Source organism: Pseudomonas sp. 2957 (assembly GCF_031456345.1).
Classification (GTDB): domain Bacteria; phylum Pseudomonadota; class Gammaproteobacteria; order Pseudomonadales; family Pseudomonadaceae; genus Aquipseudomonas; species Aquipseudomonas siliginis.
Genome location: NZ_JAVDUL010000003.1, coordinates 111,385 through 134,010 on the forward strand (window position 1 = coordinate 111,385; position 22,626 = coordinate 134,010).

General features: G+C 62.5%; 21 protein-coding genes. 7 read left to right on the forward strand and 14 right to left on the reverse strand.

The window, feature by feature from the left end:
* Nucleotides 1–16 precede the first annotated feature (16 nt).
* Both J2Y39_RS10960 and J2Y39_RS10965 read right to left on the reverse strand, forming a co-directional pair.
* Nucleotides 17–310, reverse strand: a complete 294-nt coding sequence (locus J2Y39_RS10960) for a hypothetical protein (protein WP_016770881.1) — start codon at nucleotides 308–310, stop codon at nucleotides 17–19.
* A 57-nt stretch (nucleotides 311–367) separates the two neighbouring features.
* Nucleotides 368–973 (reverse strand): arylesterase, encoded by a 606-nt coding sequence (locus J2Y39_RS10965; RefSeq protein WP_310217507.1) that lies wholly within the window; start codon nucleotides 971–973, stop codon nucleotides 368–370.
* Nucleotides 974–983: 10 nt separating this feature from the next.
* Here J2Y39_RS10965 and J2Y39_RS10970 point away from each other — a divergent pair, with 10 nt between their 5' ends.
* The 3 genes from J2Y39_RS10970 to greB are packed head-to-tail and all read left to right on the forward strand — an operon-like array spanning nucleotide 984 to nucleotide 4,703.
* Nucleotides 984–1,667, forward strand: a complete 684-nt coding sequence (locus tag J2Y39_RS10970) for an ABC transporter ATP-binding protein (protein WP_016770883.1) — start codon at nucleotides 984–986, stop codon at nucleotides 1,665–1,667.
* Entirely contained in the window at nucleotides 1,667–4,171 is a 2,505-nt protein-coding gene (locus J2Y39_RS10975) for an ABC transporter permease (RefSeq protein WP_310217510.1), read from the forward strand. Before J2Y39_RS10970 ends, J2Y39_RS10975 begins: the two co-directional genes overlap by 1 nt.
* A gap of 34 nt (nucleotides 4,172–4,205) precedes the next feature.
* Nucleotides 4,206–4,703: a transcription elongation factor GreB gene (gene greB, locus J2Y39_RS10980; protein WP_016770885.1), complete on the forward strand. Its 498-nt coding sequence runs from the start codon at nucleotides 4,206–4,208 to the stop codon at nucleotides 4,701–4,703.
* A gap of 6 nt (nucleotides 4,704–4,709) precedes the next feature.
* Here the strand turns inward: greB and J2Y39_RS10985 are convergent, their stop codons facing one another.
* The 3 genes from J2Y39_RS10985 to J2Y39_RS10995 form a co-directional block, all read right to left on the reverse strand.
* The gene (locus J2Y39_RS10985) at nucleotides 4,710–5,018 is read right to left on the reverse strand and encodes a hypothetical protein (RefSeq protein WP_095182213.1); all 309 of its coding nucleotides are present in this window, start codon (nucleotides 5,016–5,018) and stop codon (nucleotides 4,710–4,712) included.
* 248 nt (nucleotides 5,019–5,266) lie between these two features.
* Nucleotides 5,267–5,701, reverse strand: a complete 435-nt coding sequence (locus tag J2Y39_RS10990; protein WP_039759946.1) for a DoxX family protein — start codon at nucleotides 5,699–5,701, stop codon at nucleotides 5,267–5,269.
* A gap of 113 nt (nucleotides 5,702–5,814) precedes the next feature.
* Entirely contained in the window at nucleotides 5,815–7,236 is a 1,422-nt protein-coding gene (locus tag J2Y39_RS10995; RefSeq protein WP_122507529.1) for a transglycosylase SLT domain-containing protein, read from the reverse strand.
* Nucleotides 7,237–7,470: 234 nt separating this feature from the next.
* On the opposite strand from J2Y39_RS10995, the gene J2Y39_RS11000 reads away from it, so the two are divergent.
* From J2Y39_RS11000 to J2Y39_RS11010, 3 genes are all read left to right on the forward strand, one after another.
* Nucleotides 7,471–8,277 carry a TatD family hydrolase gene (locus J2Y39_RS11000; protein ID WP_310217515.1) on the forward strand — a complete coding sequence of 269 codons (807 nt, stop codon included), beginning with the start codon at nucleotides 7,471–7,473 and terminating at the stop codon, nucleotides 8,275–8,277.
* Between the two features lie 207 nt (nucleotides 8,278–8,484).
* Complete coding sequence (locus J2Y39_RS11005; protein WP_150637744.1) at nucleotides 8,485–9,966, forward strand: methyl-accepting chemotaxis protein; 1,482 nt, start codon at nucleotides 8,485–8,487, stop codon at nucleotides 9,964–9,966.
* 203 nt (nucleotides 9,967–10,169) lie between these two features.
* On the forward strand, nucleotides 10,170–10,535 hold the full coding sequence (locus tag J2Y39_RS11010) for an Mpo1-like protein (RefSeq protein WP_016770891.1): 366 nt from the start codon (nucleotides 10,170–10,172) through the stop codon (nucleotides 10,533–10,535).
* Nucleotide 10,536: 1 nt separating this feature from the next.
* Here the strand turns inward: J2Y39_RS11010 and J2Y39_RS11015 are convergent, their stop codons facing one another.
* The 3 genes from J2Y39_RS11015 to J2Y39_RS11025 form a co-directional block, all read right to left on the reverse strand.
* The gene (locus J2Y39_RS11015) at nucleotides 10,537–11,331 is read right to left on the reverse strand and encodes an acyl-CoA thioesterase II (protein WP_041478384.1); all 795 of its coding nucleotides are present in this window, start codon (nucleotides 11,329–11,331) and stop codon (nucleotides 10,537–10,539) included.
* A gap of 233 nt (nucleotides 11,332–11,564) precedes the next feature.
* Entirely contained in the window at nucleotides 11,565–12,323 is a 759-nt protein-coding gene (locus J2Y39_RS11020; RefSeq protein ID WP_310217523.1) for a CHAD domain-containing protein, read from the reverse strand.
* Between the two features lie 103 nt (nucleotides 12,324–12,426).
* A complete protein-coding gene (locus J2Y39_RS11025) occupies nucleotides 12,427–12,705 on the reverse strand; it encodes a hypothetical protein (protein WP_016770894.1) in 279 nt (92 codons plus the stop codon).
* Nucleotides 12,706–12,919: 214 nt separating this feature from the next.
* On the opposite strand from J2Y39_RS11025, the gene J2Y39_RS11030 reads away from it, so the two are divergent.
* Nucleotides 12,920–13,957: a patatin-like phospholipase family protein gene (locus J2Y39_RS11030; RefSeq protein ID WP_110601565.1), complete on the forward strand. Its 1,038-nt coding sequence runs from the start codon at nucleotides 12,920–12,922 to the stop codon at nucleotides 13,955–13,957.
* A 109-nt stretch (nucleotides 13,958–14,066) separates the two neighbouring features.
* Here the strand turns inward: J2Y39_RS11030 and J2Y39_RS11035 are convergent, their stop codons facing one another.
* From J2Y39_RS11035 to kdpF, 6 genes are all read right to left on the reverse strand, one after another.
* Complete coding sequence (locus J2Y39_RS11035) at nucleotides 14,067–14,762, reverse strand: response regulator (protein ID WP_236168452.1); 696 nt, start codon at nucleotides 14,760–14,762, stop codon at nucleotides 14,067–14,069.
* Between the two features lie 48 nt (nucleotides 14,763–14,810).
* Nucleotides 14,811–17,462: a sensor histidine kinase KdpD gene (locus J2Y39_RS11040; protein WP_310217534.1), complete on the reverse strand. Its 2,652-nt coding sequence runs from the start codon at nucleotides 17,460–17,462 to the stop codon at nucleotides 14,811–14,813.
* A gap of 132 nt (nucleotides 17,463–17,594) precedes the next feature.
* Nucleotides 17,595–18,140, reverse strand: coding sequence for a potassium-transporting ATPase subunit KdpC (gene kdpC, locus J2Y39_RS11045; protein WP_310217536.1), 546 nt, complete (start codon nucleotides 18,138–18,140; stop codon nucleotides 17,595–17,597).
* 229 nt (nucleotides 18,141–18,369) lie between these two features.
* The gene (kdpB, locus tag J2Y39_RS11050; RefSeq protein WP_310217539.1) at nucleotides 18,370–20,427 is read right to left on the reverse strand and encodes a potassium-transporting ATPase subunit KdpB; all 2,058 of its coding nucleotides are present in this window, start codon (nucleotides 20,425–20,427) and stop codon (nucleotides 18,370–18,372) included.
* 10 nt (nucleotides 20,428–20,437) lie between these two features.
* Complete coding sequence (gene kdpA, locus J2Y39_RS11055) at nucleotides 20,438–22,132, reverse strand: potassium-transporting ATPase subunit KdpA (RefSeq protein ID WP_252884650.1); 1,695 nt, start codon at nucleotides 22,130–22,132, stop codon at nucleotides 20,438–20,440.
* An 8-nt stretch (nucleotides 22,133–22,140) separates the two neighbouring features.
* On the reverse strand, nucleotides 22,141–22,230 hold the full coding sequence (kdpF, locus tag J2Y39_RS11060; RefSeq protein WP_007899818.1) for a K(+)-transporting ATPase subunit F: 90 nt from the start codon (nucleotides 22,228–22,230) through the stop codon (nucleotides 22,141–22,143).
* Nucleotides 22,231–22,626 lie beyond the last annotated feature (396 nt).

Sequence of the window (22,626 nt, forward strand, 5' to 3'; positions counted from 1 at the left end):
CTGCGATCTTTTGATCTTAAAGTTCGAATCGAAGCTCGGGCCAGATCGGCGACGTACCGCGCTTCTGCGATTCGAGAATCGCCCGGCACAGCGAGCACAGACGCTGATCCTGGAACACCCGGCGATCAACATTCGACCAGCGCGGTTGCGCCGGCAGCAGAGTGCCGCACAGCGTGCGATCAGCCGAGCCACCGAGTTCCAGCTGACGCGTCACCAGATGCACCCGCACTTCCTGGCAGGCGAACAGATCCAGCTGCTCGTCAGGCTCGATCAGTTGGTAGGCAAACAGGGACCAGGCAGGACGCGGCATCGGGGGCTCCAAATTAGGGGGCGCCACATTAGCCGAAAGCCTGCCTCTAGAAAAGCCTCATAACAGCGGTTTTAGCGTCGGCCAGACATTTTCCAGCAACTTGCCCTGAGCCCCCGCCGCCGGGTGTAGACCGTCGGCTTGCATCAGGTCCGGATGACCACCGACACCTTCGAGAAAAAACGGCACCAACGGGATGTTTTTCTCATCGGCGAGCTTGCCGTAAACCTCGGCGAACGAATCGGTGTAGCGCTTGCCATAATTGGGTGGCAACTGCATGCCGAGCAGCAGCACTTTCGCGCCGCTCTGCCGCGAGCTGTCGATCATCGAAGCAAGATTTTGTTGCAATTGCGCTGGCGGCATCCCGCGCAGGCCGTCGTTGCCACCCAACTCGAGGATTACCAGCTCAGGCTTATGCTCTGCAAGCAGCGCCGGCAGCCGCGCCTGGCCTCCGGCACTGGTGTCGCCACTGATCGAGGCGTTGACCACTTTATCGTCGAAACCCTCCTGTTTGAGCCGCTGCTCGAGCAGCGAGACCCACCCTAGACGGGTATCCAGGCCGAAACCGGCGCTGATACTATCGCCAACGATCAGGACAGTACCCGCCGCTGCGTTCTGGGCCATGCACATCAAGGCCAGGCCAGCACTCAAAAACCATACACGCATCGGATTCTCCATGGGCGCAAGCATTCTCACCGCGAAGAACCTCAGCAAAGTGGTCCCTAGCGCGGAAGGTGAACTGACTATCCTGCACGAACTCAGCCTGGAACTGAACAAGGGCGACAGCCTGGCCATCGTCGGCGCGTCCGGTTCCGGCAAATCCACCCTCCTCGGCCTGCTTGCCGGCCTCGACCTGCCGAGCAGCGGCGAAGTCACCCTCGCCGGCCAGGGCCTGAGCAATCTCGACGAAGACCAACGCGCGCGAATCCGCGCCGAGCACGTCGGTTTTGTCTTCCAGTCGTTCCAGTTGCTCGACAGCCTCAATGCGCTGGAAAACGTCATGCTGCCGCTTGAACTCGACGGCCGCAAAGATGCCCGCGAGCGCGCCACGCAATTGCTTCAGCGCGTCGGCCTCGGCCAGCGCCTGACCCACTCGCCGCGCCAGCTCTCCGGTGGTGAACAGCAACGCGTGGCCATCGCCCGCGCCTTCGCTGCCGAACCGGACGTGCTGTTCGCTGACGAGCCGACCGGCAACCTCGACAGCCACACCGGCGAGCGCATCAGCGACTTGCTGTTCGAATTGAACAAGGAACGCGGCACCACCCTGGTGCTGGTGACTCACGACGAACGCCTGGCCCATCGCTGCCGGCGCCTGATCCGTCTTGAAGCCGGGCTGCTGGTCGCCCCTCTGGAGCCTTGATGGCACGTCTGCCGCTGTTGCGTCTGTTCAGCCTTGCCCTGCGCCAGCTCATGCGCGATGCCCGCGCCGGTGAGTTGCGCGTGTTGTTCTTTGCGCTGGTGGTGGCCGTCGCGGCGAGCACCGCGATCGGCTATTTCGGCGCCCGCCTCAATGGCGCGATGATGCTGCGGGCTACCGAGTTTCTCGGTGCCGATCTGGTCCTTGAAGGCAGCTCGCCGGCCCGCGAGGAGCAAATCCGCAGCGGCACCGAACTGCGCCTGAATCATGCGCAAGTAGTGGAGTTTTCCAGCGTCATTGCCACCGACAACGGCATTCAGTTATCCAGCATCAAAGCCGTCGACCGCGCGTATCCTCTGCGCGGCGAGCTGAAAAGCGCGCCCGCGCCATTTGCCAATGAAGAAGTCGGCGGCGAACCGCAACCCGGTGAAGCCTGGGTCGAGGCACGTCTGTTGACCGCGCTGGATCTGAAGATAGGCGACAGCATCGACGTCGGCATGAAGACGCTCAAGCTGACCCGCGTGCTGACCTACGAGCCGGATCGCGCCGGCAACTTCTACAGCCTGACGCCACGGGTGCTGATCAATCTTGAGGACCTAGCCGCCACCGGCGTGGTGCAACCGGGCAGCCGGGTGAGTTATCGCGAACTGTGGCGCGGCGAACCGCAGGCGCTGGAAACTTATCGCGAGCTGATCAAACCGGGCCTCGCTGCAAACCAGCGAATCCAGGATGCCCGTGACGGTAACCGGCAGATTGGCGGTGCGCTGGGCAAGGCCGAGCGCTATCTGAACATGGCCAGTCTGGTCGCGGTGTTGTTGGCTGGCGTGGCCGTGGCGCTGTCGGCCAATCGTTTCGCCAGTCGCCGTTTCGACGCCAGTGCCTTGCTGCGCTGCCTCGGCTTGTCACGCCGGGAAACCATGGTGCTGTTCAGCCTGCAACTGACCGTGCTCGGCCTGATTGCCGCCATAAGCGGCGCCCTGCTCGGCTGGCTGGCACAACTGGGTCTGTTCGCGTTGCTGCATGATTTGCTGCCAAGTGACGTACCGCCGGGCGGCCTGTTTCCGGCGATGGCCGGGATTGGCACCGGGCTGGTGGCGCTGGCCGGTTTTGCCTTGCCGCCTTTGGCTGCACTGGGTCGCGTGCCGCCGCTGCGGGTGTTGCGCCGCGACATGCTGCCGATCCCCTCGAGCACATGGATAGTGTACGGCGCGGCGTTGGGTGCGCTGGGCCTGATCATGTGGCGTCTGAGTCTGGATCTGCTGCTGACCTTCGCCCTGCTTGGCGGTGGCGTAGTCGCCGCGCTGGTGCTGGGCGGCCTGCTGTTGTTGCTGCTGCAAAGCCTGCGCCGCATGCTGGCCCGCGCCTCGTTGCCTTGGCGTCTGGGCCTTGGCCAGTTGTTGCGGCATCCATTGGCGGCGGCCGGGCAGTCGCTGGCGTTCGGTCTGATCCTGTTGTCGATGGCGCTGATCGCACTGCTGCGCGGGGAATTGCTCGACACCTGGCAGAACCAGCTACCGAAAAATGCGCCGAACTATTTCGCGCTGAATATCCTCCCGGCGGACAAACAGGCTTTCGCCGATCACCTGATCAAGGTGTCCGCGCAAGCGGCGCCGTTGTATCCGGTGGTACCGGGTCGGTTGATCAGCATCAATGGCGAAGCGGTACAACAGATCGTCAGCAAGGACTCGGCCGGTGACCGCGCCATTCAGCGTGACCTGAGCCTGACCTGGGCGGCGGATCTGCCGGCCGGCAACAAGCTCACCGCCGGCTCGTGGTGGAGCGGCCAGCCGTCCGATGATGTGCCGGGGGTTTCGGTGGAAGGCAAGGTTGCCGAAAGCCTGAAACTCAAACTCGGCGATCACATGGTGTTCAGTGTCGGCGGGGTCAATCGCGAAGCGAAGGTCACCAGCCTGCGCGAGATCAACTGGGACAACTTCCAGCCGAACTTCTTCATGATCTTCCAGCCTGGCACCCTGAAGGATCTGCCGGCGACCTACCTGACCAGTTTCTATCTGGCTCCGGGGCATGATCAGCAGATTGTCGAGTTGTCGCGGACCTTCCCGGCGGTGACCATCCTGCAGGTCGAAGCGTTGCTCGAACAGCTGCGTAGCATCCTCGCTCAGGTCACTCTGGCGGTGGAATATGTATTGTTGTTTGTTCTGGCTGCGGGGATGGCGGTGCTGTTCTCCGGCCTGCAAGCGACGCTGGATGAACGCATCCGCCAGGGTGCGCTGTTACGCGCGCTGGGTGCCGAGCGGCAATTGCTGATCAAGGCGCGGCGTATCGAATTCGGTTTGTTGGGTGCGGTCAGCGGTCTGCTCGCGGCGATCGGTTCGGAGGTGGTCAGTCTGGTGCTGTACCGCTTCGCTTTTGATCTGCCATGGCATCCGCATCCATGGCTGCTGGTGCTGCCGCTGATTGGCGCCGCGCTGATTGGGGGCGCCGGTGTGTTCGGCACGCGTCGCGCTCTGAATGCCAGCCCACTGACAGTGTTGCGCGAGGGTTGATAGACTCAAACGGTCTTAATCACAAGAAGTCGCCATGAGTCGTTATCGCCCTCCCCGCACCGCCGGCACCGCGCTGATCACCCCCGAGGGTGAAGCGCGGATGCGCGCCGAATTCCATGAGTTGTGGCATGTGCGTCGCCCGCAGGTCACCCAGGCGGTGAGTGAAGCGGCGGCGCAGGGTGATCGTTCGGAAAACGCCGAGTACACCTACGGCAAGAAGATGCTGCGGGAAATCGACAGTCGCGTGCGTTTTCTCACCAAACGCCTGGAAGCGCTCAAGGTGGTCAGCGAAAAACCCAGCGACCCGAACAAAGTCTATTTCGGCGCCTGGGTGACCATCGAAGACGAGGACGGCAAGCAGTCGCGCTACCGCATCGTCGGCCCCGATGAACTGGACCTCAAACTCGGCTTGATCAGCATCGACTCGCCGCTGGCCCGCGCGTTGATCGGCAAGGCACTCGACGCGGAAGTGCGGGTGCAAACGCCGACCGGCGAGCAGTTCGTTTACATCGTTGCGATTGAATACCCGTAAGACTGATCAGCGCCGAGTGATCAGGCCCTGCCGCGCTACGCGGGTCAGTTGCTTGATCATGTCCGGCGCATCTTCTGCGCTCGGCGCTTGAATCACCGCCAGATCGAAGCTGTCCGTAGCGAAACGCGCCAGCGACTCGCCGTCATCGACAAACTGGATCAGGAACGCGGCAGGACCGCCGCTGCGACGTGGCCAGCCATCGAGATAACGCAACAGCGTCGGCTGGTGTTTGCCGCCAAGAAGGATTTTCGGGTTGCGCTGGGTGACATGTGCCGTGATAGGCGCGGGACGTGCTGGAGGGCGTAGTGCGTTCATCGTGTCGTGTCTCTGCCTCAAAAGTCTGCATGGCAGGTGAGAGGCAACACCGAACCAGCGCTTTAGCGGTATTTCGAAGCCCTGTTCCGGCTTCTGACGGTAACTGTAGAAGTCACCTGGCGCCCCGCAAGTAGCTGTTTAAATCGGCGCATGGGCAACATCCTAGAGAACGTGACCGATCAGTGTCAAGAATCGCCAGCAACAAAAAAGGCCCGCGCAATGCGGGCCTTTGCCTTGAGCCAGAGCCTTCAACCGGCGATGGCGCGATCCGCCGAGAGCTTGCCGGCGCCTTCGATGAGGACCGCAATGCTGCCGGCCAACAAAGCCAGAGCGAACTCGTAACCGTTGTTGGCCATGAACAGACCGTTGCCGATGTGCACCGAGAAGATCGCCACCAGCGAGAGGAACGCCAGACCCAGTGCCGCCGGGCGTACCAGCAAGCCGATGATCAGCGCCAGACCGGCGAAGAACTCGGTACCGCCGGCCAGCGAGGCCATCAGATAGCCCGGGGTCAGGCCAATGCTTTCCATCCATTGTGCGGTGCCGGCCAAGCCGTAACCACCGAACAGACCAAAGAGTTTCTGCGAACCGTGGGCGGCGAAGATCACGCCGACAGCAATGCGCAGGACAGTCAGGCCGTAACCGGCGCGGGTGAACAGAACCTTGTTGATCAGAGAGCTCATGGTGCATTCCTTGTTGTGCAGAAGTGTTTGTGTGTTTGGGTTGGTCGCTATATTAATCAGTTTATTTCATGTTTAAAGCGCAAAAATTTCGCCATAACAATCGAATTGTTAGATTATTTCCGTGTGACCACTTTCTGCTGCCGGGGCTCGAGCGACTCTCGCTCCCGGTCGAATGCCAGGTAATACTTGTTCACGCTATTAACATAGCTGACGGCGCCCATCCCCACCTGCTCCATGGCAATGCGCTCGACCTGGAAGAACCACTGGTTGGGATTGAGGCCACGGCGGCGGGCTTCCGCGCGCATGCCCTGCACGCGCTCGGGGCCGATGTTGTAAGCGGCGAGGGTGAAGGCCATGCGCTCACGCTCGTTGAGTTTCGGGCTGCTGAAGAACTTGCGGCGGATCATCGCCAGGTACTTGGCGCCGGCCTGCACATTCGCATCGAGATTCTGGATATTGCTCACGCCGACCCGCTGCGCGGCGGACGGGGTGATCTGCATCAGCCCGGTCGGGCCGCTGCCGCTGCGAGCGTTGGGCTGCAGACGCGATTCCTTGAACGCCAGCGCCGCCAGGTTAAGCCAGTCCATGTTCTGCGCATCGGCGTGCTTCTGCAGGGTCGGACGGAGTTTTTCCAGACGCTGGCGATCGGCTTTGGCCAGCGGGTTGTGCACCTGGTACAAGCGTCGATAGATGCGCAGGAACGCCGCGTCTTCGTCCGACGGTCTCTTGTAACCGGTGAGGAAGCGATCGATGCTCGCGCGCAACATCGACGCATCGCGACGCACGAACCAATGTTCTTCGCCCGGCTCGCCGAGGCTCAGCTGCCGATCGAGACGCAGCTTCGGCAGGATCTTGCCCCAACGCTCGGCAATCGGTTGCTCGACAATGGTCAGGTGGAAAATCCCGCCCTGGACCATCTCCAGCACATCTTCGACCGCCAGCGTCGGATCGACCCACTCGATATTGATCGGCGCGAGTTTGTGCAGCGCCAGTTTCTGGTTGAGCTGACTGACCACCTCCCCCGCCGCACTACCGGTGGGCAAGGCCAGGGTCTTGCCGGACAGTTGCTCGACCTTGGTGTAACGGCGTTGGCCCTTGATCCCGACCAGCACCAGCGGCACGTTGCTGGCAATCGGCTCACTGCTGGCGACCGCGTAGCCAGAAGGCAGATCGAGCAATTCACCGGGCGCGACCATATCGCCTTCGCCGCGCTGCAAGGCGCCGAGCAATTGATCCTTGGCTTTGGGAATGATTTTGAGGGTGACTTCCTGGCCGTCGCGAGCGTGGCCGTTGAGGTATTGCTCGAACGCGCGCAGTCGGTGGTACTCGACACCGATGGCCTGACCCTGGACTTCGCCGGAGCTGTTGCGGCTCTGATTGACTAACACCCGCAACACGCGGCTGCTGCGAATTTCGGAGAGGTCGCGAACCTTGCTCGCCGGCACGGCTTGCAGCGGCCCGGGCAGGCGCGCGACCGCCGTCATCGGCAGCAGCAACGCAGCACACAACAGCAGCAGAACCGAGGGACGATGCATCCACTCTCCGAAAAGAATACGGGGCGATTCGTCGCAAAAAAGACGACATCACCGACGAAAACAGAGCGCTTTGCGCGCTGATAAAGTGCGAGAGACTGGCACAGTGATGGCATCGTCGCCACCCCGGAGTCCTTCGCGGCCTCAACAGACAGCCATAAGTCGTTGTAGTTCTTGGCTTTTCTTATAAATCTATAGCTCTGATATGCTTTCCGGCCTTCGGCCCGAGGTAGCACCATGCAACTCATCGATATCGGCGTCAACCTGACCAACCCCAGTTTCGCCGACAAACACCAGGCCGTGCTCGACCGCGCCTATGCCGCAGGCGTCTGCCAACTGGTGCTGACTGGCACTAGCGTCGAGGGTAGCGAGCAGGCGCTGGAACTGTGCCAGCAACTGGATGAAAGTGGCCAACGGCTGTTCGCCACCGCCGGTATTCACCCGCATTCGGCCAGCGACTGGAACGCTGACAGCGCCCGTCGTCTGCGCAGTCTGTTGAACGAATCCAGCGTCGTCGCGGTGGGCGAATGCGGGCTGGATTTCAACCGCGACTTCTCCCCGCGCCCGCAGCAGGAAAAGGTCCTGGAAGAACATCTGGCGCTGGCCGTCGAGCTGCAATTGCCGGTGTTCCTGCACGAGCGCGATGCCAGCCAGCGCCTGCTGGAAATCCTCAAGGACTTCCGCGATCAACTGCCAGCGGCGGTGGTGCACTGCTTCACTGGCGAGCAAAAGGCCTTGTTCAGCTACCTCGATCTGGATCTGCACATCGGCATCACCGGCTGGATCTGCGACGAACGCCGGGGCACGCATCTGCATCCTCTGGTCAAAGAGATCAAAGCGGGACGGCTGATGCTGGAAAGCGACGCGCCGTATCTGCTGCCACGCACGTTGCGGCCAAAGCCGAAAAACGGCCGCAACGAACCGGCGTATCTGAGCGAAGTGCTGCGCGAGGTGGCGTTGCATCGCGGCGAGACTGAGGAAGCGCTGGCCGCACATACCACCGCGTGTGCCCGGGCGTTTTTTAATCTTCCCATTCTCACCTGACTGCACACTTCCCCTGTGGGAGCGAGCCTGCTCGCGAAGGCGGTGGATCAGCTACAAATGGGCTGAAGGACGCAGCGCTTTCGCGAGCAGGCTCGCTCCCACAATAGATCTCGGCATCTGTTGATTCATATCAAAACTCCCGAATCTGCATAGCGGCACAATAATGGCACCTTGCCAAAACTGTTTCCGCTATCAGAGAAGACCTCCATGGGTGCCTGGCTTAGCAACATCTCGCTGAAATACAAATTCTGGGCGGTCAACGCGGTCGCCTTTGTCACCACCCTGCTGCTCGTACTGTACGCCGTACATCTCGAACAGCAGGCCCGCAGCCACGCCGCGCAGGCATCCGCGCAAGCGCAGGCGCAGTTGCTCAAGGCCTGGCCGCTCGGGCAACCGTTGCCCAAGTCCGCTCAGGTGCTGACCTTCAAGCGCGGTGAAGTGCCGCGTCTCAACGATCAACCGCTACTGGAAATCAGCGGCAGCAACGGCTGGAACGCCATCAATGAAATGCCGCTGTTTGGCGAGAATCCGTTGATCGGCGCCGAAGTGTTCAGCCGTGCCGACGGCGAGCAAGTGGCGGTCATCGCCTATGCCCCGAGCCTGAGCCAGGTGTTCAGCGAGCGTTTCGCCAACTATGCGCTGGCGGTCTTCGTCCTGATGCTGGCGATGCTCGGTGCTTCGCAACTGCTGATCCGCTTTCTGCTCAGCCAGCTCAACACGTTGAAAGACGTGATGCTGCACGTTGAAAAAACCGGCGACCTCTCCGCTCGCGTGCCGCTGGTGGGCAAGGACGAGGTCGGGCAGATGGCCAATGCCTTCAACGCCATGCAGGCCGGTTATCAACGCGTCGTGACCACCGTTGCCAGCACCGCGCGACAACTGGATGACGGTGCAGCGCGGCTGGCCTCGAGCATGAACGACGTGCGCCACGGCATGCTCGGCCAACAAAGCGAAACCGACCAGGCTGCCACCGCGATCAACGAAATGACCGCCACCGTTTATCACATCGCGCAACACGCCGGCGCCACCCGCGATCTGTCGAAAACCGCCGATGGCCTCGCCGGCAGCGGTCAGCAGGTGGTGGCGCGGGTGCAGCAATCGATTGCCGGGTTGTCCAACGGCGTGCAGCAGACGGCAGAAATGATTCAACGCCTGGCCGAGGACAGCCAGAAGATCAACGGCGTGGTCAGCGTGATTCACAGCATTGCCGAACAGACCAATCTGCTCGCGCTGAATGCGGCGATCGAAGCGGCCCGCGCCGGGGAGATGGGTCGCGGCTTTGCCGTGGTCGCCGATGAAGTGCGCAATCTCGCCAAGCGCGTGCAGGCTTCCACCGACGAGATCACCGGCATGATCGCCGCGTTGCAGGCCGGCACCCGCGATGCGGTGGATTTCATGCAGGAGAGTTCGTACAAAGCCGACGACTGCGTGCAGCAGGCGCAGGAGGCTGGCGCGGCGCTGGCGGAAATCACCGGAGCGGTGGCGCAGATGCGCGAAAGCAACACGCAGATTGCCGTGGCGGCGGAACAGCAGAGTCAGGTTGCCGAGGAGATGAATCGCGCGGTGGTGAGTATTCGTGACGTGACCGAGAACACCGTGCAGCAGACGGTGGATTCGGCGACGACCAGTAATGAGCTGGCGGCGCTGGCCGGGGCGCTTAACAAGGCGATAGGCCAGTTGAAATTGTGAATCCGCTTTCGCGAGCAGGCTCGCTCCCACATGCGCCATAGAATCAATGTGGGAGCGAGCCTGCTCGCGAAGGCGTCAGAGGCACCTACATCGAATCCTGCGATGACGGCTATCACTTCAATAGCCAACCTTGATTCGCCGCCCTCCGCGCCCGGGCCTATTCTTCAACCATGAAGTTCAACATGGATCGAGGAGTAGCAAACATGGGCAAACGTCACCCCAACCTTCCCGCGTGGCAATGGCGCGCCTACCCGGGCAATCATCAGCATCCGACCAATCTGGTCCTGCACCTGATTGCCGTGCCGCTGTTCATCGTGGCGTTTCTGTTGATCGTGTCGGGGGTGTTCAGTCTGAGCCTGGCCAGCGTCGCCATCGGCGTGATCGGTATCATCGCGGCGCTGGGTCTGCAGCGCCACGGCCACGGCCTGGAGGCGCAGGCCTCCGAGCCGTTCAGTGATCGCAAAGATGCCGTGTCACGTTTGCTGGTCGAGCAGTTTCTGACCTTCCCCCGGTTCTTTCTCAGCGGTGGCTGGTGGCGCGCCTGGCGTGAGCGCCACCGTCGGCATTGAGTCAGGCGAAGATCGTCACGGTCTGCCGACTCATGGCAATCAACTCCCCTTTCGCGCTCCACAACTTCGCGGCGACATGGCCGTAACCGTCGGCCGCGTATTCGATATCGGCCAGGTATTGGCACCAGTCCAGCGTGCTCAAGTCGTGTAACGGCTGCACGAATTCGATGGTCCAGGTCAGCGTGCTACCCGGCGCCGGTTTCTTCAGATACGGCAACAGCGCCGGCGGCCAGGCATCCACCAGCGCCAGCAGATGCGCCTCGTTGACCGGCTCCTCTTTGACATCCCCACGCAACCGCACCCAGCCGCCCATCAAGCGCGATGCCGTGCCGGAAAACGGAATACCGCCGACGCTCCAGCGCATCGCCAGATGGCGCATGAATTCAGGGGTCACGCCTTTGATGTAGGGCAGCTCCTGGCATTCGTCCCAGTGTTTCATGGTCGGCGCCGGGTAGGCTTCGACAGCGACTTCCGAGGGCCGCGAGGCACCGAAGCTGCCCTGAATGATCGTCACCACCTGACCATTCTGCATGGCGCGGCCCAACACCTGGCTGACGGCTTTGCCTTCACGCAGCACATCGACTTCGAAACTCACCGGCACTTCCGGCTCGACCGGGCCGACAAAGGTAATCGCCAGCGAACGCACCGGGCGCTCCGTCGGCACCCTGGCGCGCATGGCTTCAAATTGCAGCGCGGCCACCAGCCCGCCAAAACTGGCACGGCCCTGCCCCCATTCGGCGGGGATGATTACTTCAGGTTGTTGGCGGACAGCATCGAGCAGATCGCAAAAGCGCATGGCAACCTCGGAAAACGAGAAAGGAATGCGCGGATCTTACCCAGCCCCGGGCGGCGGCGCAGCGTCTATTCCGGTCAAATGGGCTGACAGATAGGCCTTGGCACTTTTCGATTTCGCCGCAAAACCCTTGTAGGAGCTGTCGAGTGAAACGAGGCTGCGATCTTTTGATCTGTTTGCAAATCAAAATCAAAAGATCGCAGCCTTCGGCAGCTCCTACAGGGGATGCGCAAGCTTCAGGATTTGAAACACGTAGCGCTGAGCTTTTCCAGCACTTGATCGGCCTTCAGCTCTGCCTTGATCAACCCGGCCTGCCAGGTGGCCACGCACGGTTGCAGATCAGCCTCCTGCTCGGCACGCGCCAGCCATTGCCAGCAGTCGTGCCAGTCGCCCAGTGCGCCTTGCGCGGATTTCAGGCGTTTGTAGGCCGGTTTCGGCAAGCGATCCAGTTCGGGGTAGGCTTCGATACCATAGCGCACGCGTTTGATCAGCAGGCGCAGGCGATGGCGGTCATGGGCGGGATCGTGCAGCGCTTCGTCGAGTTTCTGCCATTGTTTGCCCAGGCGTTTTTCGATGCGTTTATCCAGATCCTTGAGCAGCCCCTGACGCTGGGACGCGCGCAAAAATCGTGGAAAGGCGTCGAGAATCATCAGCAACGAAGCCAATTCCGCACTCGCCGCCAGCGCCGGATACGCTTCGGCCATTTGCGCCAGACGCCGCTGCGCAGCCTCGGGCTGATCATGCTCGAGCAGATACGCCGCGAGCACTTCGCGATCACGCCACGGTGTGGTCAACTCGCCCACCGCAGACGCCGCCGCCTCCAGTTGCTCGACACCCGGCAAGCCGCGCAACGGCCGCAACAGACTGCGCAAGCGCCGCACCGTGGTGCGCAAATCATGCAACGCCTCGGGATCAGTGCGCGCAGTCAGGCGCGCCTGACATGCCAGTAGCCGCACATCCAGGCTCAACACATGAGCCACCAAGCGATCGATCATGGGGTCTACTCCGTAGACAGCTACAAGCTTCTAGCTACAAGCTTCAAGCTGAATGTGATTGCTTCAAAGCTTGCGGCTTGCAGCTAGAAACTTGCAGCTGCTGTTAACGTCCTGCGCGGGATTCGCGAATGTAGAAGCGGGCTTTCTCGGCTTTCTTGCTGCAGCCTTCGAAGCCTTCGAATTGTTGCTGGGTCTTGGCGGCGGTCAGCAGCGACAGCGCTTTGGAATAGCTGACGGTGCCGGCGAAGCCTTCAGCCTTGGCCAGGTCCAGTTCGTGCCAGGCCGCGTCGAGTTGGCTGCCGCAGCTGTCGCGGTACGCGGTTTTGCCGGCGCAACCGGCCAGAACCAGAGCCATCAACGGTACACAGATCCAGGCTTTCATCACTCACACCTCAAGGTAGGTCAACAGTCGTGCAGGTAAGACGGTCAAGCGGTGAAAAAGTGCCTCGCTGACCGGTCAAACCACGTGGCGCAGAGCATAGCGCGCAAGCGTGCGCCGCGAACGAAAAACGACGTCACCGCTTCGCGCAACGACCTTGGCGATTGAGCCGCTTGGCCGATGCGTGCATTGTGCAGGCTTGTCCGGAGGAAGTTTGATGAAAAAGCGTGTCGCACTGGTACTGGGCTCCGGTGGCGCCCGGGGCTATGCCCATATCGGCGTTATCGAAGAAATTGAAAGACGCGGCTACGACATCGCCTGCATTGCCGGTTGTTCGATGGGCGCGGTGGTCGGCGGGATCTATGCCGCCGGCAAACTGGATGAGTACCGGCGCTGGATCGAAAGCCTTGATTACCTCGACGTGCTGCGTCTGGTCGATGTGAGTTTCCGTCTCGGCGCGATTCGCGGCGAAAAGGTCTTCGGGCAGATTCGCAAGATCGTCGGCGAGATCAACATCGAAGACCTGCGCATTCCCTACACCGCCGTCGCCGCCGACCTGACCAATCAGCAGGAAATCTGGTTTCAGGAAGGCTGCCTGCATCAGGCCATGCGCGCCTCGGCGGCGATTCCCAGCCTGTTTACCCCGGTGATGCAGGGCAACCGCATGCTGGTCGACGGCGGCATTCTCAATCCGTTGCCGATCGTTCCGGTGGTGTCGAGCCATTGCGATCTGATCATCGCGGTCAACCTCAACGCCACCAATCAGCGCCAGTACAAGTTGCCGGTGATCGAGCGGCCGGCGGCGTTCCGTTCGCGCTTCGACAGTCTGATCAAATCCATGGGTTCGAAGTTGCCGTTCCGCCGTAAACAGGCCGAACAATTGTTGAAGCTGGAACAGGAAGCCTTGCGCGCCGAGGCGGCGGAGATCAATCCGTGGCTTGAGGGCGTCGAGCCGGAAAGCCAGCAACCGGCCTCCGCCCCGGAACGCGAAGGCGCGCCGAAATCCGCCACCGGCTCGTTCATCATCGATAACGTCGGGCCGGCGTCGCTGCTGGATCTGATCAACCAGAGTTTCGAGGTGATGCAGACCTCACTGGCGCAGTACAAGATTGCCGGGTATCCGCCGGATATCCTGATCAACGTGCCGAAGCGGGTGTGCCGGTTTTTCGAGTTCTACAAGGCGCCGGAATTGATCGCGCTGGGGCGGGAGATTGCCAGTGATACGCTGGATCGGTATGAGCAGGAGCAGGGTTGAACTGATCCGGATTTTTCGGAGTATTTGATGGCCTCTTCGCGAGCAGGCTCGCTCCCACATTTGAAATGCATTCCCCTGTGGGAGCGAGCCTGCTCGCGAAGGCGTCAGATCAGCCAACTTCACTCAACAACCGATACCCCACCCCCGCCTCAGTCACGATAAACCGCGGCCGGGTCGGGTCATCCGCCAGTTTCTGCCGCAGGTGCCCGACCACGATGCGCAGATAATGACTGTCCTCGGTGTGCGTCGGCCCCCAGATATCCTTGAGCAATTGCTGCTGGGTGATCACCCGCCCCGGATGCCGCGCCAGTTGCGCGAGCACCGCATATTCCTTGCGGGTCAGGGCGACTTCGGCGCCGTCGAGCAGCACGCGCCGATAGGCCAGATCCACGGTCAGAGGGCCGAAACTCAGCGCCGCTGGCTGCGCCTCCCCCGCCGGTGCCTGGCGCAACAACGCGCGAACCCGGGCGAGAAATTCCTGTATGCCGAACGGTTTGGTCACGTAGTCGTTCGCGCCGCCATCCAGCGCTTCGACCTTCTGCCCTTCACTGGCACGCACCGACAGCACCAGCACTGGCGTGGTCGCCCACTCGCGCAACTCGCGCAGGACCTGCTGACCGTCCATGTCCGGCAGGCCGAGGTCGAGCACCACCAGGTCCGGTTTGCTCAGCGCGGCTTGTGCCAGGCCTTCAGCGCCAGTGCCGGCTTCGAGTACTTTGTAGCCTTGTGAAGCGAGGCTGATGCGCAGGAATTTGCGGATCTGCGGTTCGTCGTCGATGACCAAAATGGTCGCGGTCTGGCTCATGAATTCACATCAACACAATAGATTGGCAAGAGAGTAGCGCAGTCGACTTCAAGCTTCACCGTCCATCCCCGGTTGCGCCTGCAAAGGCAGGTGCAAGGTGATGCAGGTGCCGCGCCCGTCGATGCCGTCAGCCACGGAAATACGCCCGCCGTGGGCGCCGACCATGCCCTGACAGATCGCCAGCCCCAACCCCGTGCCCTGCCCGCCGCGATCACCGCGCGCGGCGGTGTAGAACATGTCGAAAATCTTCGCTCGGTCCTCTTCAGGGATCCCCGGGCCTTCATCGCTGACCGAAAAGAAAATCTCCTGCTCATCGGCACCCGCGCGCAGTTGCAGGCGACCGTGGCTGGGCGAAAATCGCGCGGCGTTTTCCAGCACGTTAACCAGCGCCTGTTCGATCAACGCCGCGTGCACATAGAGCAACGGCAACTCGGCCGGCACTTCGGTGCTGACCTGCAGCGGCGCCAGCACGGCGCGCAGGCGATTGAGCGAACTGCCGACGATATCGGCCGGCGATACCCAGTCGCGCGCCAGCTTTAAGGCGCCGTGGCCGAGCCGAGTCATGTCGAGCAGGTTCTGGATGTAGCGGTCGAGGCGTTCGGCTTCGTCGCGGGTGCCTTCGAGCAGCTCGCGGCGATCCTCCAGCGGAATCGCTTCGCCAAGGGCCAACAGGCTGTCGATGCTGCCGCGCATGGCCGTCAGCGGCGTGCGCAAATCGTGGGACACCGAGGCCAGCAAGGCGCTGCGCAATTGTTCGGTTTCGCCGTGCAGACGCGCCGCTTCGAGGTCATCGGCCAATTGCGCGCGGGCCAGGGCTTGCGCCAGCGGCTGGCTCAGCGCAGTGAGCAAACGCCGGCGCTGACCGCTCAAGCTCTGGCCTTCCTTGGCGCAAACACCAAGCAGCGCCAGCGGCCCGTCCTCGACCGACAACGGCCACCACCACCAACGCCCCAGCGGCAAGGTGCCGGTGCCCTTGCCCGCCGGTTGATCGTGTTGCCAGGCCCAATCGGCGGCGGCGCGTTCGGCCTCGGTGAATTGCAGTGGCCCGCCGGTTTCGACTTTCCAGCCGCCCTGCCCGTCGCGGTTGAGCAAGCACAATTGCACATCGCTCCAGCCTTCGAGGTGTTGCGCGGCAGCGCTGATCACGGCTTGGCGATCCGTCGCGGCGGTGAGTTTGCGCGACAGGTCGAGCAGCTCGCTGGTCTCTTCCTGCGTATCACGCAAGGCCTGCAACTGCCGCCGCTGACGCGCCGCAAGGTTGCCGGTGAGCGCCGCCATCAACAGGAAGAACAGCAGCGTCAGCACGTCTTCTTCGCGCTGAATGCTGAAGGAGAAATTCGGTGGGATGAATAGAAAATCGTAGGTGAGAAACGACAGCGCCGCACAGGCCAGCGCCGGGCCGAGGCTGCTGCGCACCGCCACCAGCAACACCGCCGCGAGAAAAACCAGCGAGATGTTCGGCAGCGGCAACACACTCGACACCGCCCAGGCCAGGGCCGTGGCCAACAACGTCGCGACCAGCGCCAGCGCGTAGTCGAACCACACCAGCGTGACTGAATTGCGCGGGCGCGGTTGGCGCTGCTCGTGGTCACTGTCGAGCACGTTGATTTCCAGACCGTGCGCCTGACGCAGCAGGCGCGCCGCCAGGCCACCGCCGAACAGTCGACGGCGCAGACGCGGCCGCGACTGGCCGACCAGCAACAGACTGGCGCGGCGTTCGGCGGCGTGTTGAATCAGGGTTTTCGCCACTTCGCCGGCCCGCAACAGCACCACTTCGCCACCGAGGCGTTCGGCCAGTTGCTGGGCGCTTTGCAAACGCAAACGCGATTGCTCGTCACGGGCACTGCCGTTGTCGACATGCACCAGACTCCACGGAAGATGCCGGCGCTGGGCGACGCGGCTGGCGTGACGCACCAGCCGTTCGGCCTGCGCATCGCCATCGATGCCGACCAGCAAACGCCCACGCACCGCCGGCGCGGCCTGGCCGAGTTGGCGATAGCCTTGGGCGAGGTCGTTGTCGACCTGCGCGGCGGCGGTCTGCATCGCCAGTTCACGCAGGGCGGTAAGGTTGGTCTGGGTGAAAAAAGCGTCGATCGCAGCGCGGGCCTGTTCCGGCACGTAGACCTTGCCTTCGCGCAGACGCTCGAGCAATTCACGCGGCGGCAGGTCGATCAGCAGCAGCTCGAAGGCTTCCTGCAGGACCCAGTCCGGCAGGGTTTCGCGCACCTGTACGCCGGTGATGCCGCGCACCTGATCGTTGAGGCTTTCCAGGTGCTGGACGTTGACCGTGGTGAACACGTCGATGCCGGCGGCGAGCAGTTCCTGAATGTCTTGCCAGCGCTTGGCGTGACGGCTGCCGGGGGCGTTGCTGTGGGCCAGTTCATCGACCAGCACAAGCTTCGGCCTGGCCGCGAGAATGCCGTCGAGGTCCATTTCCTCAAGCAGCACGCCACGGTATTCGCTGCGCACCAACGGCTGCTGCGGCAGGCCGCCGAGCAAGGCTTCGGTTTCGGCGCGGCCATGGGTTTCGACCACGCCGGCCAGGACCTTTACGCCCTGGCGCAGTTGCGTGTGGGCAGCCTGGAGCATGGCGTAGGTCTTGCCGACCCCGGGCGCCGCGCCGAGAAAAACCTTGAGCCGGCCACGGCCATCGCGGGGCAGGTCTGCTAACAGTGCGTCGGCGCGGCCGGAGTCGCTCATGCTGGGGATGCTCTCTTTCTTCTGATGTTTATGCGGTGATTGTCAGGGCGCCTTCGCGAGCAGGCTCGCTCCCACATGGATATGCATTCCAAAGGTGGGAGCGAGCCTGCTCGCGAATGGCCGCGCCGCCGATTACAGGTTTTGCAGTGCCAGATTCAGCTCCAGCACATTCACCACCGGCGGCCCAACCAGCGGCTGTTCGATGTGCTTATCGAGCAATTGCTGCAAGGTCGACACCGGCAAGTTACGCGCTGCTGCGACACGCGCCAGTTGATAGGCAATTGCCGCCGGTGGCAAGTGCGGATCGAGGCCGCTGGCGGAGGTGGTCAGCAAGGCCAATGGCACCGGCCCCTGCCCAGCGACTTGTTGTTTTTGCGCGTCTTCGATTACGCGGGTCGCCAGGGCCGGATTGCTCGGCGCGAGGTTGCTGGCGCCGCTGGCGACCGTGGCAAAAGCCCCGGCGGACGGGCGTGGGTGGAACCAGTTGTCGCCGCTGAAATCCTGGGCGATCAGCGCCGAGCCGCGGACTTTGCCGTCGGCGTCGTGGATCAGGCTGCCGTTGGCTTGGTCGGAAAAGGCGACCTGGGCGATGCCGGTGACCGCGAGTGGATAGGCGACGCCGGTGATCAGGGTCATCAGCGCCAACAGGGTCAGGGCCGGGCGTATCATTGTGGACATTTCAAAATCCTCGAATTCGTTGGGCAAACTTTTGCAGGGTATCAGGGAGATTTTTCCCCCTCACCCCAGCCCTCTCCCCCAAGGGGGCGAGGGGGAAAGGGAGCCGATCCTTTTGCTGTTCAAAACCTGAGTTAGGCTCGGAATTTCAGGTCGGCGAACCTCGCACAAACACCTCGGTCAGTCCCCTCTCCCCCCGGGAGAGGGTTAGGGTGAGGGGCTCTTTTCAGCCTTACACCAGATGCAACGCCGTAAGCAGCATGTCGATCACCTTGATCCCCACGAACGGCACGACAATCCCGCCGACGCCATAGATCAGCAGATTGCGCCGCAGCAACGCCGCCGCACTCGCTGCTTGCACGCGCACACCGCGCAATGCCAATGGAATCAGCACAACGATGATCAAAGCGTTGAACACGATGGCCGAGAGAATCGCGCTCTGCGGACTGCTCAGATGCATGATGTTCAGCACGCCCAGCTGCGGGTAAATCGAGGCGAACAGCGCCGGCAGAATCGCGAAGTACTTGGCGATGTCGTTGGCGATGGAAAAGGTCGTCAGCGCGCCACGGGTCACCAGCAATTCCTTGCCGATCTGCACCACGTCGAGCAGCTTGGTCGGGTCGCTATCGAGATCGACCATGTTCGCCGCTTCGCGTGCCGCTTGCGTGCCGTCGTTCATGGCCATGCCGACGTCTGCCTGGGCCAGCGCCGGGGCGTCGTTGGCGCCGTCGCCGCACATGGCGACCAGGCGACCGTCGTTCTGCTCGTGACGAATGCGCGCGAGTTTCTTCTCCGGCGTGGCTTCGGCGAGCACATCATCGACGCCCGCTTCAGCGGCGATCGCTGCTGCGGTCAGCGGGTTGTCGCCGGTGACCATCACCGTGCGAATTCCCAGTTTGCGCAACTCGGCAAAACGCTCACGGATGCCTGGCTTGACCACGTCCTTGAGATGGATCGCGCCAAGCAATTTGCCGTCAGCGCAGACCAGCAACGGCGTGCCGCCACTTTGGGCGATCTTGTCGATTTCCCGCGCCAGCGCCGGGGCCAGATCACTACGTTGTTGACCGAGAAACGCCAGCAGCGAATCCACCGCCCCTTTGCGATACACGCGGCCCTGATAATCGACGCCAGACAAGCGGGTTTCCGCACTGAACGGCACGGCGGTCAGGGCTTCCGGGGCCGGCTCCGGTTGTGGATGCAGGCCACGGAGGAACTCGACGATCGACTTGCCCTCAGCGGTTTCGTCGGCCAGCGAGGCGAACAGCGCGCCTTCGGCCAGCTCACGGCCGCTCACACCCGGCGCGGCATACACCGCGCTGCAACGACGGTTGCCGAAGGTGATGGTGCCGGTCTTGTCGAGCAACAGCACGTGCACGTCACCCGCCGCTTCCACAGCGCGGCCGGATTTGGCGATCACATTCAGGCGCACCAGCCGATCCATCCCGGCGATACCGATGGCCGACAGCAGACCGCCGATGGTGGTCGGAATCAGCGTGACCAATAACGCCACGAGGAACACCAGCGGCAGGCTGCCATTGGCAAAGTGCGCGAACGGTTGCAGGGTGACGACCACCAGCAGAAAGATCAGGGTCAGGCCGATCAGCAGGATATCCAGCGCGACTTCGTTCGGGGTCTTCTGACGCTTGGCGCCTTCGACCAGGGCGATCATGCGGTCGAGGGTCGATTCACCAGGGTTGGTGGTGATCTTCACCAGCAGCCAGTCGGACACCAACCGCGTGTTGCCGGTGACGGCGGAACGGTCGCCGCCGGACTCGCGGATCACCGGCGCCGATTCGCCAGTGATCGCCGCTTCGTTGACCGCCGCAATACCTTCGATGACTTCGCCGTCACCGGGGATCATCTCCCCGGCTTCGACTCGCACCACGTCGCCCTTGCGCAGATTGGCAGCCGGCACGATCTTGAAGCTGCCATCGGCTTGGCGGCAGCGGGCGCTGAGGCCTTCGCTGCCGGCCTTGAGGCTGTCGGCGCGAGCCTTGCCACGACCTTCGGCCAAGGCTTCGGCGAAGTTGGCGAACAGCACGGTGAACCACAGCCACAGAGCGATTTGTGCGGCGACGAAGGTCGGCACATCAGCGTCCGGAATGAAGCACAGCACGGTGGTGAAAATCGCCGTCAGTTCGACCACCAGCATCACTGGCGAACGCGCCAGTTGCCGAGGGTCGAGCTTGACGAAGGCTTGCACCAGCGCCGGACGCCACAGGGCCGAGATCGCGGTTTTGGCTTGTTCCGGCGCCTTGACGGCGGCGGGTTTGATTGCAGGCATATTCATGATGGATTCCTTAGAAGCCCATACTTAAATGTTCGGCGATAGGACCGAGCGCCAGCGTCGGCAAGAACGTCAGGCCGCCCACCAGCAAAATGGTCACGGTCAACAGGGTCACGAACAGCGGGCCGTGAGTCGGGAAGCTGTTCTGGCCGATCGGTGCGCTTTTCTTCATCGCCAAACTACCGGCCAGTGCCAGCACCGGCAGGATGTAGCCGAAGCGGCCGATCAACATGCCCAGGCCGAGCATCAGGTTGTGGAACGGCGTGTTCGCGCCCAGGCCACCGAACGCCGAGCCGTTGTTGGCGCTGGCCGAGGTGTAGGCGTAGAGCAACTGACTGAAGCCATGCGCGCCGGGGTTGCTGATGGTTGCCGCAGCGCTGGGAACCGTGGCGGCAATCGCGCCGAGCACCAGCACGCCGACGGGCATCACCAGCAGCGTCACCACCAACAATTGCACCTCACGCGCTTGAAGCTTCTTGCCGAGGTATTCCGGTGTCCGACCGATCATCAGACCGGCGAGGAACACCGCGATCAGCACGTTGAGCAACATGCCGTAGAGCCCGGCGCCGACACCGCCGAAGATCACTTCGCCGACCATCATGTTGACCAGCGCGACCATGCCGCTGAGCGGGTTGAGGCTGTCGTGCATGCCGTTGACCGAGCCGTTCGACGCCGCCGTGGTGGTCACCGACCACAGCACCGTCGCGGTGGTACCGAAGCGCGCTTCCTTGCCTTCCAGCGGCGCGGTCTGCTCGACGGCAGCGTTGTTCAGGGTCGGATTCGGCTGATACTCGGCCCACAACGACGTCGCACCGCCGATCAGGAACAGCGCCAGCATGCAGGCGATGATCGCGCGGCTCTGGCGCAGATCCTTGACGTAGTGGCCGAAGGTGAACACCAGCGCCACCGGGATCAGAATGATCGAGGCGACTTCGAACAGGTTGCTCCACGCGGTCGGGTTCTCGAACGGGTGCGCGGAGTTGACCCCGAAGAAACCGCCACCGTTGGTGCCCAGTTGCTTGATCGCAATCTGGCTGGCGGCCGGGCCGAGCGGGATCACCTGATCGACGCCTTGCAAAGTCACGGCATTTACATACTGGGCGAAGGTTTGCGGCACGCCCTGCCAGACCAGGTACAGCGCCAGCAGCAGGCACAGCGGCAGCAGGCCATAGAGGGTGGCGCGGGTCATGTCGACCCAGAAGTTGCCGAGGGTCTGCGCCGACTTACGGCCGATCCCACGGCACAGCGCGACAAGTACGGCGAGGCCGGTGGCGGCGCTGACGAAGTTCTGCACGGTGAGACCGACCATCTGGCTCAGGTAGCTGAGGGTCGCTTCGCCGCTGTAGGACTGCCAGTTGGTATTGGTCATGAAACTGACCGCGGTGTTGAACGCCTGGGTCCATTCCTGGCCCGGCAGGTTTTGCGGGTTCAGCGGCAGGTGATCCTGGAACAGCAGAATCGCAAACAGCAACAGGAAACCTGCAAGGTTGAACGCCAGCAGCGCCAGCGTGTACTTCTGCCAGCTCTGCTCCGCCTGCGCATCGACCCCGGCAAGACGATAGCAACCGCGCTCGACCGGGCCGAGAATCGGCGTCAGCCAGGTGCGCTGGCCCTCCATCACCTTGTAATAGAAGCGCCCAAGGAACGGCGCCGGCAGCAGGACCAGCGCAAAAAACCCGAGGATCAGCCAATAGTCATAACTGTGCATAGCCGCTCCTAGTTCCGGTCCGCGCGCAACAGCGCAACCAACAGATAAATGAACAGCCCCACTGCCAACAGCAGTGACACCCCGTCCAGAACGCTCATGGAAGATCTCCGTGTAACGGCGTATTGCCGCGTGTGCAGCGATTGTCGGGAAGGAGGCTGTAAAGGAACGAGAGCGAGGCGCGGCGTGGGTCATAAAGAAAGCGTAAAGAGTGGGTTTATGCGGGCTTTACGGCTGAGTTTCGTGGTGTTTGGGCTGCGCCTTCGCGAGCAGGCTCGCTCCCACCGGGGCAACGCATTTCAAAATGTGGGAGCGAGCCTGCTCGCGAAGACGGCATCACCGACAACATCGCACCCAACTGGCGCACAAAAAGCAGCTATCCCCACCCGAACATCCCCCCTGCGACAGCTTTGAACTCATTACGACTTGTTTCAGCGTAATGGCACGCCCACTGCACACGCCCTCCCCTGAGCTTTCCAACCATTGCGGGAGCAAGC

Coding starts and splice junctions, on each gene's coding strand:
- J2Y39_RS10970 (WP_016770883.1), top strand. CDS start 984: ATGGGCGCAAGCATTCTCACCGCGAAGAACCTCAGCAAAGTGGTCCCT.
- J2Y39_RS11035 (WP_236168452.1), bottom strand. CDS start 14,762: ATGAGCCAGACCGCGACCATTTTGGTCATCGACGACGAACCGCAGATC.
- J2Y39_RS10960 (WP_016770881.1), bottom strand. CDS start 310: ATGCCGCGTCCTGCCTGGTCCCTGTTTGCCTACCAACTGATCGAGCCT.
- J2Y39_RS11015 (WP_041478384.1), bottom strand. CDS start 11,331: ATGCGCTTTTGCGATCTGCTCGATGCTGTCCGCCAACAACCTGAAGTA.
- J2Y39_RS11005 (WP_150637744.1), top strand. CDS start 8,485: ATGGGTGCCTGGCTTAGCAACATCTCGCTGAAATACAAATTCTGGGCG.
- J2Y39_RS11040 (WP_310217534.1), bottom strand. CDS start 17,462: ATGAGCGACTCCGGCCGCGCCGACGCACTGTTAGCAGACCTGCCCCGC.
- kdpB (WP_310217539.1), bottom strand. CDS start 20,427: ATGAATATGCCTGCAATCAAACCCGCCGCCGTCAAGGCGCCGGAACAA.
- J2Y39_RS11020 (WP_310217523.1), bottom strand. CDS start 12,323: ATGATCGATCGCTTGGTGGCTCATGTGTTGAGCCTGGATGTGCGGCTA.
- J2Y39_RS10985 (WP_095182213.1), bottom strand. CDS start 5,018: ATGAACGCACTACGCCCTCCAGCACGTCCCGCGCCTATCACGGCACAT.
- J2Y39_RS11010 (WP_016770891.1), top strand. CDS start 10,170: ATGGGCAAACGTCACCCCAACCTTCCCGCGTGGCAATGGCGCGCCTAC.
- kdpA (WP_252884650.1), bottom strand. CDS start 22,132: ATGCACAGTTATGACTATTGGCTGATCCTCGGGTTTTTTGCGCTGGTC.
- kdpF (WP_007899818.1), bottom strand. CDS start 22,230: ATGAGCGTTCTGGACGGGGTGTCACTGCTGTTGGCAGTGGGGCTGTTC.
- J2Y39_RS11025 (WP_016770894.1), bottom strand. CDS start 12,705: ATGAAAGCCTGGATCTGTGTACCGTTGATGGCTCTGGTTCTGGCCGGT.
- kdpC (WP_310217536.1), bottom strand. CDS start 18,140: ATGTCCACAATGATACGCCCGGCCCTGACCCTGTTGGCGCTGATGACC.
- J2Y39_RS10995 (WP_122507529.1), bottom strand. CDS start 7,236: ATGCATCGTCCCTCGGTTCTGCTGCTGTTGTGTGCTGCGTTGCTGCTG.
- J2Y39_RS11000 (WP_310217515.1), top strand. CDS start 7,471: ATGCAACTCATCGATATCGGCGTCAACCTGACCAACCCCAGTTTCGCC.
- J2Y39_RS10965 (WP_310217507.1), bottom strand. CDS start 973: ATGCGTGTATGGTTTTTGAGTGCTGGCCTGGCCTTGATGTGCATGGCC.
- greB (WP_016770885.1), top strand. CDS start 4,206: ATGAGTCGTTATCGCCCTCCCCGCACCGCCGGCACCGCGCTGATCACC.
- J2Y39_RS10975 (WP_310217510.1), top strand. CDS start 1,667: ATGGCACGTCTGCCGCTGTTGCGTCTGTTCAGCCTTGCCCTGCGCCAG.
- J2Y39_RS10990 (WP_039759946.1), bottom strand. CDS start 5,701: ATGAGCTCTCTGATCAACAAGGTTCTGTTCACCCGCGCCGGTTACGGC.
- J2Y39_RS11030 (WP_110601565.1), top strand. CDS start 12,920: ATGAAAAAGCGTGTCGCACTGGTACTGGGCTCCGGTGGCGCCCGGGGC.